This is a genomic window from Streptomyces sp. NPDC002564, from assembly GCF_042889645.1.
Classification (GTDB): Bacteria; Actinomycetota; Actinomycetes; order Streptomycetales; family Streptomycetaceae; genus Streptomyces.
Genome location: NZ_JBIARE010000011.1, coordinates 101,255 through 113,895 on the forward strand (window position 1 = coordinate 101,255; position 12,641 = coordinate 113,895).

A 12,641-nucleotide genomic window follows, 5' to 3' on the forward strand; every position below is an offset into this window, starting at 1 on the left:
CGTCGCAACCAGGGCAGGAGGTAAGGGTTACCTCGCCGCCCCGGCGCAGGCGCCTTCGACCGCGCGCTTTCCGGTGAGCCACTCCACCACCTCGGCCGCCCGGTACGGCTCGCCGTCCGGGCTCAGGTCCGCGAGGAAGTCGAGGTCCTGCCCCAGGGTGACGACCGGCGGCTCGTCGTGGCCGCGAGGGGTGCGCTGACCGAGCCCGACGGTGGCCAGCAGGCCGTTGCACAGGCACAGCCTGCCCTCGGCGTCGGCGGCGGCCCCGCCCTTGCGGCGGTAGGCGGCCTCCGGTTCCGCGGAGCAGCGGTAGCCGATGGTGCCGCTCGCGGTGCGGTAGGGGACGCGCAGGTATCCGAGGTCGCAGACCCGTCGACGCGTCGCCCGGACGCCGGTTTCGGACAGGGTGCCCTCCACCTCGGCCACCTTGAAGGGGAATTCGGTCGGGGACGCCATCGGGTCGTTGCGCACCCTGAGCTCACCGGCCCGCGCCCGGGCCCGCAGCGTCCGGCGCAGAGCGGGTTGCAGGCCTGACTCCTCGCAGAGCGCGAACGCGCTGCCGACCTGAACGCCGACGGCGCCCAAGGCCTTGGCTGCCGCGAGCCGTTCGGGGTGGGCGGCGCCGCCCGCGAGCCAGAAGGGGATGCCGATCTTCGCCATCTTGGCGAGGTCGGGGTGATCGCGCGGCCCGTAGACGGGCTCCCCCTCCGCGTCGAGCCGCAGGGCGCCGCGGGGCGGGGCGCTGTGACCGCCCGCGCCATGGGTCTCGATCACGAATCCGTCGGGCGTCGTGGCTTCGTCGCGGGCCAGGTAGGAGGCGAGCAGCGGCAGCGAGACGATGGCGAGAACCTGCGGCCGTCGCAGCGGGCCGGCGAATTCCGTCGGCGCGGCGGCCGGGGGTTCGGGGGCCGCGGAGGGCCGTACGGCGGGGTCGAACGACTGGATTCGTACGGCCTGCACCCGCCGCTCCGCCTTGGCCGACGCCTTCCCCTCGCATCCGGCCCCTCCTCCCCCGCCTCCGCACCGGCAGCCCTGCGGCTCCGCGCCGATTCCGGTACGGGCCAGCAGGGCGGCCGGGTCGAAGTGATGGACGTAGTCCTCTTCCGCGCCGTCGAGGCGGACGCGTACGCTCACCGGCTCCATCCGTGCCAGCCGGCGCGCCAGCTCGGGCAGGTGCCCGGGGACGCCCGCACCCACCAGCACGCAGTCCACTCCCGCGAGGATCGCGCCGAACAGGCCCGGAGCAAGGGCCAGTTGGATCTTCTCCAGGTAGTTGATCCCGACCGGGCCCCCGTGCCCCTCCTTGGCGAGCCACACCTCGACGAAGTTGCCGAGCACGGTGAGGAGTTCGGCCGTGTCGCCGCGCTCGACGCGCAGCATCGGCTGGGCACGGAAGCGCTCCCCCGCATCGACTCCGCCCTCGACGTAGAAGCGGTCCAGGACCGCGGCCGCCAACTCCGGTACGGGAAAGGCCGCCAGAGCGCGGCGTACGTCGCCGCCCGGGTCGCCCAACTGGAGTCGGCGCGTCAGGAGCGCGTCGAGGGCCGTGCCCGACACGACGCCGAGCTGCCCGGAGCGGCTGACGGCCCGGGCCAGTCGCCAGCCGGAGACTCCGACACCCATCCCGCCCTGGATGATCTCGGGCAGTTCCCCGCTCGTCGTGGCCATCGGCATGCCCCACCACCTCGCTGTTCGCGCTCCACAACCTACGGTTCCGTAGGTTTCGGTCAGGAGTTCAGTCTTGGCCACCGGATCCCGCGGGACCCCCGCCGAAGGGCCTCAGTGGTGGTGACCAAAGACCTTGGGCCGACGGGGCTCCGGCCCGGCGCCCGCGGGGCCGTGGACCGGCGCCGCCGCGCCCGCGGCCGGGCAGCCGCGACCGAGGCGCAAAGTTGACCCCTCTCACATGACCGAAACTGCGCCTCTTAATACGTCATGTGACGCATTGACCCCACTGCACGATCACGGTTGCATTCTTGTGCGCTTCCGGTCGGACGCCGGAGGCGGACCACATCCTTTTCTTGGGGGAAAAATGCGGGGAAACACGAACAGGAGCTCCACCAGACGCTTACGGGCGGCCGTCGGCGCGGCGGCCGCGGCCTGCGCGCTCACGGCGGCACTGCCCGGCGTGGCCTCGGCCGGTCCGACGGCCGGGGCGGACGGAGGCGGAGCAGGTGTCGAGAGGATCAGCGTCGCCGCCGACGGCACCCAGGGCGACGACAACTCCACCGGCGCCTCGATCACGCCCGACGGCCGGAGCGTCGTCTTCGCCTCGTCGGCCAAGAACCTCACGGCCGACGAATCGACGGGAGGTGACAAGGTCTTCGTCCGCGACCGGCGGACGGGCCAGACCGGGCGGATCGGATATCTGACCACGCTCCAGCCCCCGGTGATCAGCGGTGACGGGGAACACGCCGCCTACCCCGTGCAGTGGGTGAACGACGTGCGGATCCGCCAGTACCAGGTGAGCACGGGACGGACGATCAGCGCGGACTGCTCGGCCTACAGCTGCAACCAGCCCTCACTCGGCGCGGACGGCCGTCACATCGCCCTCGTCATCCGCCTCAAGCCGCCGTTGACCGGACAGCGCATCGAAGTACAGGACTGGAACACCGGCGCGAAGAAGACCGTCGCCACCCTCGACCACACCCAGGTGTCCCGGCCCTCCATGAGCGGCGACGGCCGGTATGTCGCCTATCAGGACGCCCAGACGAAGGACGTCCTCGTCTGGGACCGGACCACCGGCACCGCTTCCGGTCCGATCGAGGGCCCCGCCAAGGACGCGGCCCTGGTGCAGCTCAGCGACGACGGCAACCAGGTCGTCTACGTGGCGGGCGCCGACACCTACGTCCACGACCTGCGCTCGGGCACGTCCCGGCTCGTGCCGAACGTCCGGGGCGTGGCCATCGACCCCACCGGCCGGTACCTGCTGTACGCCCCGAACGACACGAGCGGCCCCTCCCTCGTCCTGCGCGACCTGCGGACCGGCACCGACGAGACCGTCTCGACCCAGCCCGCCACGGCCGGGACCGACGCCGTCAGCTCCGGGGGACGCGACGTCGTCTTCCAGTCGACGGCCGACGACATCGTGCCGGGCGACACGAACGGCAAGTCGGACGTCTTCGTCCGGCGCCTGTACTGAACCCCGTCCGCGACCTGCGGTGAACCTCGTCCACCGCACCCACTGATTCCGCTTCCGCCGGTCGACCGCTGTGCTCCGTCCACCGGTCTGCGAGCGGCGACGACGCCCCGGCATCCTTCATCCGTCATCCCGACCACGAAGGCCGCCGGGGCGCCGTCGGGTGCGGCCGCGTCCGGCCGCAGGGGTGCTTCGGCCGCCAGCCGTTACGCCCTCTGCTCGCCCGCTACGCACCCTGCCCGTCCGCCTCCCGGCAGTTGTGGCGCGGATACCACGCGACCACCAGCACGCCGACCGTCACCACCAGGACGGCCAGCACCCGCATCGCGGTGTCGAGGGAGTCGGTGAAGTCGGTGATGACGGCGTGCCGCAATTCCGGTGACGTCAGCCCCTGCGCCGCCAGTCGATGTTCGGCGGCCGGGACGGTCGTCGGCACGTCCGGCCCGCGCAGCGGCGCCGGGAGGCCCGCGGTGAACGCCCCGGCCACGACGCTTCCGCCGACCGCCACGCCCAGCGCGCTGCCCAGCTCCCGCGCCAGGCTCTGCAGCCCCGAGCCCACCCCGGCCCGGTGCGCCGGGAGCGCGGACATCATGCCGTGCGACAGCAACGGCGTGGCCAGACCGCACCCGGCCGCGGTGAGCGTCGCCCCGAGCGCGTACAGGGGATACGGGGTGCTCGGGCCGACCGACGAGACCGTGCCCAGACCGGCGGCGAGGACCGCAAGACCCGCCCCCAGCGTCGGCCGCGGGCCGGCGCGCCGCTCCAGCGCCACCGCGCAGCGCGGAGCGAGCAACAGCGCGCCCGCCATGGGCAGCAGCCGCACGCCCGCCCCCAGCGGCGAGAGGCCCTTGGCGTACTGCAGATACTGGCCGTTGACGTAGAACAGGCCGAACATCCCGACGAAGACCAGGGCCATGCCGATCGCCCCCGCCCGCACCACCGGCACGGTCAACAGCCGGGGATCCAGCATCGGATGCTCGCGGCGCAGCTCCCCGCGGGTCCAGACCGCCAGCAGTATCACCGCGGCTCCGAACCCGCCCAGCACCCGCGCACTGCCCCAACCCGCCTGCGGGCCCGAGACGATGCCCGAGAGCAGCGCCAGGAACCCGGCCGTCAGCAGGCCGGCGGACACCACCGACACCGGCCGGTCGTACCGCGGGGGCGCCGGCGAGAACACCACCACCAGGACGAGTGCCGCCACCGCCAAAGGAACCACGCACCAGAACAGCGCCCGCCACGACCCGAGTTGCAGCGCCGCGCCGCCACCGACGTTGCCCAGCACGGCCGCCAGTCCCGTCATCGACGCCCACAACGCCACCAGCCGCGACCGGCGGTGTGCGGGCGCACCGCCCACCATCAGGGCGAGCGTCGTCGGCAGCACCGCGGCGGCGCCCACCCCGCTGACCACCCGGCCCGCGATCACCGCGCCGATGTCCGGCGCCACGGCACATCCCACGCACCCGGCGGTGAACAGGCCCATGCCCGCGGCCAGCACCCGTTTGCGGCCGAGCCGGTCGGCGAGCGCGCCACCCGGGACGAGCAGGCAGGCGAAGAACACCACGTAGCCGTCGACCACCCACATCACCGCCTCGGCGGACGGGCGCAGCGCGCTGCGCGACAGCGCGGGGATGGCCAGGTTCACCGCGGAGACCATGCCGACCACGAGGGTGACGCACAGGCACATGACGGCGACGGTCAGGGGGCTGGGGCCGCGCGTGCTCCCGCAGTGCGGTTCCTCCGCGCTCTCGGCGCCGCGGCTGCGGTGGGCGGCGGAGCGGGAAGTGCGGCGGGAACCGAAAATGCTGCCGGAAGCGCGGTGGGAACCGGAAGCGTGGTGGGAACCGAGGCCGGGGTTCACTGGTCGTCTCCTGTCCGCCGCACGCCTTCGACGTCTGCTGAGGCCGATTCACCGCCTTGGCGGGCCGGGGCGGCGTTCGGGCCCGGGGCGACGGCCGCGTACGGGGTGTCCGGGAGGGTGCGGACGAGTTCGGCGCAGAACGCGAGCCGGTCCCCCCGGATGCGCAGGAACTCCAGGTCCACCGGGCGCCCGTCGGGCATCCTGGTCAGCCGTTCGACGGTGAACAGCGCCGAACCGGCCGGGATGCCCAGGAGCGCGCAGGTGTGCGGATCACCGTTCACCGCGTGCACGGCGACGCCCGCCGAGCCGAGCCGCTCACCGGTGGACTGCTCGATGAGGCCGAACAGGTCCCGTCCGGCCAGGTCCTCGGCCAGCAGCGGCTCCCCGATGTCCGCGGCCAGGTACGTCAGATCCAGGGACAGCGGCACACCGTCCAGGAATCGCAGCCGTTCGATGTGGACCACCCGCCCGCCCTCGGGAACGCGCAGCTTGCGCGCCACCTCCCCGGGCGGGCGCACCACGTCCGCGACCCGCACCTGATTGGTCACCTCGCCGTGCGTGCCCAGCGTCTCGGCCAGTCCGGTCAGCCGCTCCAAGGTGTGCTCGTAGGGCCGTCGCACGACCACCGTGCCCACGCCCTGGCGCCGCTCGACCACACCCTCGTCGCGCAGGACGCCCAGCGCCTCGCGGACGGTGTTGCGCGACACCCCGAAGTCGGCGATCAGCACCCGCTCGTCCGGCAGCACGCCCGAGGCGAACGCGCCGGAGGCGATCTGGCGGCGCAGCACCTCGGCGACCTGCCGGGCCCGGTCGGCCCGGCTCCGCCGACGGCCTTCCGCAACCGGACCGGGGGCGGGCGCTTCGCCGTCGGCGGGTGAGGCGTTCATGGATCCTCCGCTGAGTGTCGGGGCCTCCGCCGGGTGCCGGGACCGGGAAGGGACGAGGGATGGGCCGGCGCCGACCCACAACGCCGGCCGCCGCTGCCGACCGGACGCCGTACCCCCGTAACTCTGCGGCCCGTTGACCGCCGAACCAGGCGCGGCCTGTTGACCGCCGAACCAGGCGCGGCCCGTTGACCGCCAAGCTAGGCCGCCGACGTTTCCGGCACGTTACGCCACCTACCCTGACCTGCGACGACACCCGTGACGTGCGGTTTGGTGGGGAACTGGGAGCAGTTGCGCCACCCGTCCGCGGCGGGGTGGGACGGAATGGCGTTGCGTCCCGAATCCCGCGGTCCATTTCCGCCTGCCGAAACCCTTGTTCCGCTGTCCGGGCTCGCCTAGGGTCAGCGCCCAGGCTCGGCCGCCCCACGCGGCCGGGCCTTCCCTGTGCGAACACGAAGGAGCGTGCGGTGGCACAGCAGGCGTGGCAGTACGGGTCGTCAGGCGAGGACGACGGGCACGGCAACGGCGGTCGGAACCACGGAACGGGGCGGGACACACCGGGAAGGAACACCTTCGGGCGGGACACGGGCGCGCCGTTCCCGGCGGAAACGGCGCGGGAGATACAGCCGGAGACCGGCCGCGAGGACGGCGTGACGTCCGGCGCGGCGTCCGACGTGACGTCCGGCGCGGCGTCCGGCCCGGCGTCCGGCGTGGGCCGGCGCAGTTTCGTCGTCGGAGCCGGTCTGGTCGGTACCGGCGGGCTGCTCGGCGCCGCCGGAGCCGCACCGGCAGCCGCCGCCGGACGCGCCGGCCGGGACGACCGGGACGGCCGGGACGACCGGGACGGCCGCCCGGGCCACGAAGACCGCAGCGGTCGCGACACCTTCGGGCCCGACGACTTCCGTGCCGGGCGGCTCCTGCTCGTACCGGACGTGGTGCTGTTGCCCGAGGGGCCGGTCAAGGACCGCGGGGTACTCGTCGAAGGGGGTACCTTCCGGGCCGTCGGACCCGTCCGCGAGCTCACCCACGCCCACCGGAACGCCCGCAAGGTGCGGCTCACGGGCCACCTGCTGATGCCGGGCTTCGTCGACGCCCACCACCATCTGACGCAGAGCTTCGGCAAGGCGCAGGCGTTCGGGCAGCCGTCGGAGATCTTCAAGACCGTCTGGGAGCCACTGGAGCACGCCCTGGACGAGGAGACCGTCCACCTGTCGGCGAAGCTCGCGGCCCTGGAAGCACTGCGCGGCGGCTTCACCACTGCAGCCGACGCCGGCACCCGCGCGCCCGTCGACGTGGGGGTCATCGCCAAGGCCACCGAGGAGGCCGGGCTCCGCTGCGTGCTCTCGAAGGTCGTCTCCAACGGCAAGGGCGGCAAGGAGCACCTGGAGCGTTTCCAGAACTCCCGTCTCGTCCACCCCTCGCTGGCGATCCCCGTCCCCGAGGACGCCTCCGCGGAGATCCTGAAGAGGACCGCCGACCAGTGCGCGGACGCCGGAGCGGTCTTCCAGATCCACGTCAACGAACACCTGGCCTCCGTGGAACGCTCCCTGAAGAGCGTGGGCCGCCGCCCGGTGTCCTACCTGCACCACATCGGCGCCCTCAACGCGCACACCCTCGGCGCGCACGCCACCCTGCTCACCCCCGACGAGATGCGGATGCTCGCCGACACGGGGGCCGCGGTCAGCTACAACCCGGTGGCCAGCGCCTGGAAGGGCAACGGCGTCGCCCACGCGCTGATGTGGCAGGCGATGGGCATCCGGTTCGGCACCGGCACCGACGGCACCCGCGGCGCCGGCTTCCGCCTGGTCGACGCGGCGGAGAGCGCACAGCGCCTGGCCTACGGCCTGCATTCCGGCGACTCGGCGTGCGGCGCCGGCCGTACGTGGCTCACCCACGCCACCGCGCTGAGCGCCGACGCCGTCGGGCTCGGCAAGGTGACGGGCGAGATCGCCGTCGGCAAGGCGGCCGACTTCCTGCTCGTCGACCTGCGGGTGCCCGAACTCACCCCTTCCTACGACCTGTCGTGGGAGCTGGTCCGGCTGGCCGACCGTGACCAGATCAGCGCGGTGTTCGTCGACGGCAAGCTGCGGTTGTGGCAGGGCTGGCCCACCACCTGGGACGGCCCCGCGCTGGTCCGCAAGGCCGCCGAGGTGGGACCGGAGGTCGTGCGGCGCGCCCGTATCCAGCGGGTGGACCCGGACCCGGACGGCGCGGCCCGCCACGCGCGGCGGACACGCGGGTGACCGCTCCGGTCGCCGGGCCGGAGGGCGGCCCCGCAGGCCGTCTCCCGCTCGGCGACCGGCGGCTAGAAGGTGTACCGGGTGTGGCTGAACACCTGGCCGTCGTGCCCGAAGCCGTACGCCGTGCCCGGCGCCACCGCGAACAGCAGGTCCTTGCCCTCGCGGATGCTGTCGCCGAAGCCGTGGAAGACCCCTTCCGGTGCGGTGATGTGATCCCCGTACTGCTCCTCGAACGCGGCGATGACGTCGTTCTGCCGCGCGGGATCCGTCACCCGCTCCGCCATGCCCTCGACCACGATGTCGAGCCCCTCGGAGAGGGAGTTGTTCCCGGTGGTGAGGACGCAGTGGGCGTCGGCGGCCAGGTTCTTCGCCTTCTGCTCGCCGGGGCCGGTGCTGAAGTGCAGTGCCCCGTCGTGCCAGGCGGCGATCAGCGGCGTGACGTGCAGCCGGCCGTCCGGCCGCACGGTGGTGATCCAGAAGACCTCGGCGGCCCGCAGTCGGTGCTGGACCTCGTCCCAGTCGGTCGCGGTGACGTCCTGCGCACCCGGGCGCGGGTTGAGCGCGGAGCTGTAGCGGGCGTCGAGCTCGGTCCTCGGCGACTCCGGCGGCTTCGGCGTCGTCTGCGAGCCCTGCGCCTTCGGCGTCCTCGGTGACTCCGGTGACTCCGGCGGCTTCGGCGTCATGCGGAACTCCCTTCCCTGCTTCCCGGGACGAAGGCTACGCAGCACGGCCCGGGGCCGCCCGGTGCAGGCTGCGCCGGGCGGCCGCAGACGGTCACTTCGACTGCAAGCGTCCCAGCGGGTGGGTGTCCCCGGCGAGGACGTCCTTCGCCCGGTCCCAGTCGGTGTCGTCGATGCCGGTGACGTGCCGGAGGTAGGCGAGGGTGACCTGCTGGACCAGAGCCACCCGCTCCGGGCTCTCGTCGGTGGTCTCCGCCGCCCCGTACCCGGAGATCCCGCCGAGGAAGTGTTCGCCGCCGCGGACGGTGAGCAGGCTCTTGCCGCCGTGGCTGAGGGTGTAGGGGTCGGTCGTCCAGGCCGGGCCCCGGGTGGAGAGCGGCAGGTCGTCGCGGTCACCCGCGACGACGAGCCCGGGAGCACCGATGTGGGAGAAGTCCTGGTCCCGCAACCATGGCAGGTGCTCCTGGGCGAAGGGCGTCAGCTCCTGTCCGCCTCTGCCGGCGGTGGCGAGCTGGATGCTGGCCGTCACCCGGGGGTCGGACAGGTCCTCGGCGATCCCGGTGGACGGGTCCGTGACCCGCAGGCCCACCAGAACGCCCGCGCTCTGGCCGCCGAAGGAGTGCCCTGCCACGACGACACGGCCGCGGTCGACGCGGCCCGCCAAACCGGGAACGGCTGCTTCCAGGGTGCCGACCTCGTCCAGGAGGTGCTGCAGATCCCGCACGCGGGAGCGCCACAGGTCGGCCCGGCGTGAGGAGTCCGCGGCGATGCCGACGCGGGCGGAGTCGAGGTGGGTGGCCTGGACGACCACCAACCCTCCGGCGGCCCAGTGGTCGACCAGGGGCGCGTAGGCGTCGAGATGCGAGCCGAACCCGTGCGCGAACAGCACGAGCGGCAGACCGGTGCCGACGAGCGGTGCGGTGACGCGTACCTCGAGGTCGACGTCGCGCCTCGGCGCGGGCAGCACGATCGGCCTGACCGACACGATCGGGCTCGGCGGCGGGCCGGTCAGGTCGGACTGCTGCGGAACCATCATGCGGGCTGCCTCCATCGGGTGCGGTGCGTGCGGCGGCCTCGAACGCCGCGCCTTCGGACGGCGGCGATCGGCGTCACGCCTCGGAGGGTCTCCAAGGAGCCGCCTCCGGGGCTCTCCGGGAAGCCGCCTCCGCTACGCTAAAACCTGACATCAATGTCAGAGGCAACCCCGTTGCCGCGTCCCATCGGGAGACGAGATGCGCGTGGGAGAACTCGCCGCCCGCACCGGCGTGAGCGTCCGGTCCCTGCGCTACTACGAGGAGCAGCACCTGCTCTCCGCCGAGCGCAGCCCCAGCGGACAGCGGCACTACGACGACGGCGCGGTCGAGCGGGTCCGGCTGATCCAGGAGCTGTACACCGCCGGACTGTCCAGCAGCACGATCGCCGACCTGATTCCCTGCGTCGAGGACGGCCGGGCCACTCCGGCCCTGCTGACGCGGCTGACCGCGGAGCGCGAGCAGATCGACAAGCGCCTGACCGATCTCCAGGCCGCCCGGGACCGGCTCGGCACGGTCATCACCGCCGCTACCCGCAACATGCGCACCGGCACGTCCTGCCGACCCCCGTCTCCTGACGCCCCCTAGCGCTTTCTGACACCCACTAGCCCGGGACGCGCCTGAGCGGCCGGTGGGGCACGGCGCCGCACGCGGGGCGCCACCCGGCAGCCCGCCAAGCCTTCGGGCGTACGCCACCTTCGCGTCGTACGCCCGAAGACCCCGCCGAGACCCCCGTCAGCGGAGTCCGGCGAAGAGGTCGTTCTCCGGGAGCGGCGCGCCGGTGGCGTCCTGGACGCGGACGAAGGTCTCCGTGCCCATCAGTTCGCCGAACTTCTCCTTGCCCATCTTGAGGAAGAAGATGTTCTCGCCCTGGCTGGCGTGCGCGGCGAGCGCGTCGAACTTCTGGCCGCTGAACGCGGTCGTGTCCACCCACGTGGAGATCTCGTCGTCGGGAAGGCCGATCTCGGCCATCGCGGCCTCCTCGGCGGGATCCGGCTCGGGCATGTCCGCACCGAGCTCACGCATGATCTCCCCGAACCGCTGCATCATCGAGCGGGGCATCGTCGTCCAGTACACCTTCGGCTTCAGCTCGGTCAGCTGCAGCGCCGCCATCGTGATGCGGTGGGCCTGGATGTGGTCGGGATGACCGTAGAACCCGTTCTCGTCATAGGTGACGACCACATCGGGGCGGTAGTGCTCCATGAGTTCCGCGAGCCGGGCGGCGCCCACCTCCACCGGGGTCTGCCAGAAGGATCCGGGGGCGTCGTTGCTCGGCCAGCCCACCATCCCGGAGTCGGCGTAGTCCAGCATCTCCAGATCACTGATCTTCAGGGCTTCGCAGCTCGCCTCCAGCTCCTGGCGGCGCATCACGGCGACGGCCGCCGGGTCGTGCCCGGGATCGCCCGGCTTCACGCCTCCCGGCCCGTCACCGCAACCGCCGTCGGTACAGGTCACGAGGACCGTCCGGATGCCCTCCGCCGCATAGCGCGCCAGGACGCCACCGGTCCCCGTGGCCTCGTCGTCGGGGTGGGCGTGCACTGCCATCAGCGTCAAGGGCCGGTTCGTCATGGGAGTCCTCCTGCAGAAAACATCGGAATACGGGCCCGCGGCAGCAGCGCCGCGCCCCCAGAGGGCCGGATCCCGCCGGGATGACGACCCTCTGTGTGGTCCTGATGTTCCCTGCGTGGCGCCGGCCTCTCGGTCGCTGCAACAGTTCCGGGCCGACCCTCTGTTCCCGATACCTCTCTACCGATACCTGAGTACCGATACCTCTGTCCTGGGAGGAGGGTTCACCGTGGGCCTCGGGTACTGCGCACACGACGCACGAGGTCCTCGGCGGCCTCAGGCCATGCGCCATGACGAAAGGAGAAACCCGCCTCGAGCAGCCGGCCAGGGACCACGCGACGGCTCTTCAGGAGGAGCTCGGTGTCCGTACGCAGCCCGAGCGCGCCGAGCTCGGCCATCCACTTCGTCGCGGGCAGCCCCACCGGGACACCCCACGCGGCGCGTACCGCACGCATGAACGCCCGGTGCGGCAGCGGACCGGGCGCCGCGAGGTTCACCGGCCCGTCGATGCCGTCCTGCTCGACGAGGAACTCGACGGCGCGGGCGAAATCCTCGGCGTGAATCCAGGACACGTACTGCGCACCGCCGGCGACCGGCCCTCCGAGTCCGAGGCGCGCCAGCCACAGCAGCACGTCGAAGACCCCGCCACGGTCGTGGCTCATCACCATCGCGGAGCGCAGGGCGACCTTGCGCGTATGTGGCGTATCGGCTTCCTCCTGGGCCCGCTCCCAGTTCTTCGCTATCTCGACGCTGTAGGCCCAGTAGCCGGGAACGTCGGGCTCCCTCCCGCCGATGATGCCCGTCGCCTCGTCATGGGGTGCGTCGAAGCGGTGGGCGTAGATGGTGGCGGTACTCATCTGCAGCCAGACCCGAGGCGGCCGGGCCGCGGTCGCGATGGCCTCGCCCACCACCTGGGCGGACTGCACACGCGAGTCCATCATGGCCCGAAGGTTCGCCGGGGTATAGCGGCAACTGACGCTGCGTCCAGCCAAATTGATCACGACGTCACTACCGTCCACGGCCTTGGCCCACGCCCCCAGGGTCCTGCCGTCCCAGCTCACTTCCCGGTCCCCCACCACTCCCCGGGTGAGAACCACGACCTCATGCCCCGCGCCGGTCAGGGCCCGCCTCAGGACCGCACCCACCTGCCCGGTCCCGCCGGGCAAGACAATCTTCATCAGGTCGCTCCCGTGGATCCTCGCCACCAGGCCCACCTGGCCCGGTGTGCGTCCCGTCCATAGCC

General features: G+C 72.7%; 10 protein-coding genes. 3 read left to right on the plus strand and 7 right to left on the minus strand.

All coding sequences use genetic code 11. The features are described 5' to 3' along the window. Positions 1 to 27: 27 nt before the first annotated feature. On the minus strand, positions 28 to 1,674 hold the full coding sequence (locus ACFYXE_RS31255) for a nitronate monooxygenase (RefSeq protein WP_389318350.1): 1,647 nt from the start codon (positions 1,672 to 1,674) through the stop codon (positions 28 to 30). A 358-nt stretch (positions 1,675 to 2,032) separates the two neighbouring features. On the opposite strand from ACFYXE_RS31255, the gene ACFYXE_RS31260 reads away from it, so the two are divergent. Beyond that, positions 2,033 to 3,142, plus strand: coding sequence for a TolB family protein (locus ACFYXE_RS31260; RefSeq protein ID WP_389318352.1), 1,110 nt, complete (start codon positions 2,033 to 2,035; stop codon positions 3,140 to 3,142). A gap of 223 nt (positions 3,143 to 3,365) precedes the next feature. Here the strand turns inward: ACFYXE_RS31260 and ACFYXE_RS31265 are convergent, their stop codons facing one another. Both ACFYXE_RS31265 and ACFYXE_RS31270 read right to left on the minus strand, forming a co-directional pair. After that, the gene (locus ACFYXE_RS31265; RefSeq protein ID WP_389318354.1) at positions 3,366 to 4,823 is read right to left on the minus strand and encodes an MFS transporter; all 1,458 of its coding nucleotides are present in this window, start codon (positions 4,821 to 4,823) and stop codon (positions 3,366 to 3,368) included. 170 nt (positions 4,824 to 4,993) lie between these two features. Then, on the minus strand, positions 4,994 to 5,884 hold the full coding sequence (locus ACFYXE_RS31270) for a GntR family transcriptional regulator (RefSeq protein ID WP_389318356.1): 891 nt from the start codon (positions 5,882 to 5,884) through the stop codon (positions 4,994 to 4,996). A gap of 464 nt (positions 5,885 to 6,348) precedes the next feature. Here ACFYXE_RS31270 and ACFYXE_RS31275 point away from each other — a divergent pair, with 464 nt between their 5' ends. Beyond that, positions 6,349 to 8,124: an amidohydrolase family protein gene (locus ACFYXE_RS31275; RefSeq protein ID WP_389318358.1), complete on the plus strand. Its 1,776-nt coding sequence runs from the start codon at positions 6,349 to 6,351 to the stop codon at positions 8,122 to 8,124. Between the two features lie 62 nt (positions 8,125 to 8,186). Here ACFYXE_RS31275 and ACFYXE_RS31280 read toward each other — a convergent pair whose 3' ends face one another. Next, positions 8,187 to 8,804: a pyridoxamine 5'-phosphate oxidase family protein gene (locus tag ACFYXE_RS31280; protein WP_389318360.1), complete on the minus strand. Its 618-nt coding sequence runs from the start codon at positions 8,802 to 8,804 to the stop codon at positions 8,187 to 8,189. 91 nt (positions 8,805 to 8,895) lie between these two features. Then, entirely contained in the window at positions 8,896 to 9,837 is a 942-nt protein-coding gene (locus ACFYXE_RS31285; protein WP_389318362.1) for an alpha/beta hydrolase family protein, read from the minus strand. A 196-nt stretch (positions 9,838 to 10,033) separates the two neighbouring features. Here ACFYXE_RS31285 and ACFYXE_RS31290 point away from each other — a divergent pair, with 196 nt between their 5' ends. Further along, on the plus strand, positions 10,034 to 10,420 hold the full coding sequence (locus ACFYXE_RS31290) for a MerR family transcriptional regulator (protein ID WP_389318364.1): 387 nt from the start codon (positions 10,034 to 10,036) through the stop codon (positions 10,418 to 10,420). 147 nt (positions 10,421 to 10,567) lie between these two features. Here the strand turns inward: ACFYXE_RS31290 and ACFYXE_RS31295 are convergent, their stop codons facing one another. Together ACFYXE_RS31295 and ACFYXE_RS31300 are read right to left on the minus strand one after the other, a co-directional pair. Further along, positions 10,568 to 11,401: a PIG-L family deacetylase gene (locus tag ACFYXE_RS31295; RefSeq protein WP_389318366.1), complete on the minus strand. Its 834-nt coding sequence runs from the start codon at positions 11,399 to 11,401 to the stop codon at positions 10,568 to 10,570. Between the two features lie 221 nt (positions 11,402 to 11,622). After that, positions 11,623 to 12,576: an epimerase gene (locus ACFYXE_RS31300; protein WP_389318368.1), complete on the minus strand. Its 954-nt coding sequence runs from the start codon at positions 12,574 to 12,576 to the stop codon at positions 11,623 to 11,625. Positions 12,577 to 12,641 lie beyond the last annotated feature (65 nt).

Bases quoted from the DNA above. Each gene is read 5' to 3' on its own strand.
- ACFYXE_RS31265 (WP_389318354.1), bottom strand. From the start codon at position 4,823: ATGTGCCTGTGCGTCACCCTCGTGGTCGGCATGGTCTCCGCGGTGAAC.
- ACFYXE_RS31295 (WP_389318366.1), bottom strand. From the start codon at position 11,401: ATGACGAACCGGCCCTTGACGCTGATGGCAGTGCACGCCCACCCCGAC.
- ACFYXE_RS31300 (WP_389318368.1), bottom strand. From the start codon at position 12,576: ATGAAGATTGTCTTGCCCGGCGGGACCGGGCAGGTGGGTGCGGTCCTG.
- ACFYXE_RS31280 (WP_389318360.1), bottom strand. From the start codon at position 8,804: ATGACGCCGAAGCCGCCGGAGTCACCGGAGTCACCGAGGACGCCGAAG.
- ACFYXE_RS31270 (WP_389318356.1), bottom strand. From the start codon at position 5,884: ATGAACGCCTCACCCGCCGACGGCGAAGCGCCCGCCCCCGGTCCGGTT.
- ACFYXE_RS31285 (WP_389318362.1), bottom strand. From the start codon at position 9,837: ATGATGGTTCCGCAGCAGTCCGACCTGACCGGCCCGCCGCCGAGCCCG.
- ACFYXE_RS31290 (WP_389318364.1), top strand. From the start codon at position 10,034: ATGCGCGTGGGAGAACTCGCCGCCCGCACCGGCGTGAGCGTCCGGTCC.
- ACFYXE_RS31255 (WP_389318350.1), bottom strand. From the start codon at position 1,674: ATGCCGATGGCCACGACGAGCGGGGAACTGCCCGAGATCATCCAGGGC.
- ACFYXE_RS31260 (WP_389318352.1), top strand. From the start codon at position 2,033: ATGCGGGGAAACACGAACAGGAGCTCCACCAGACGCTTACGGGCGGCC.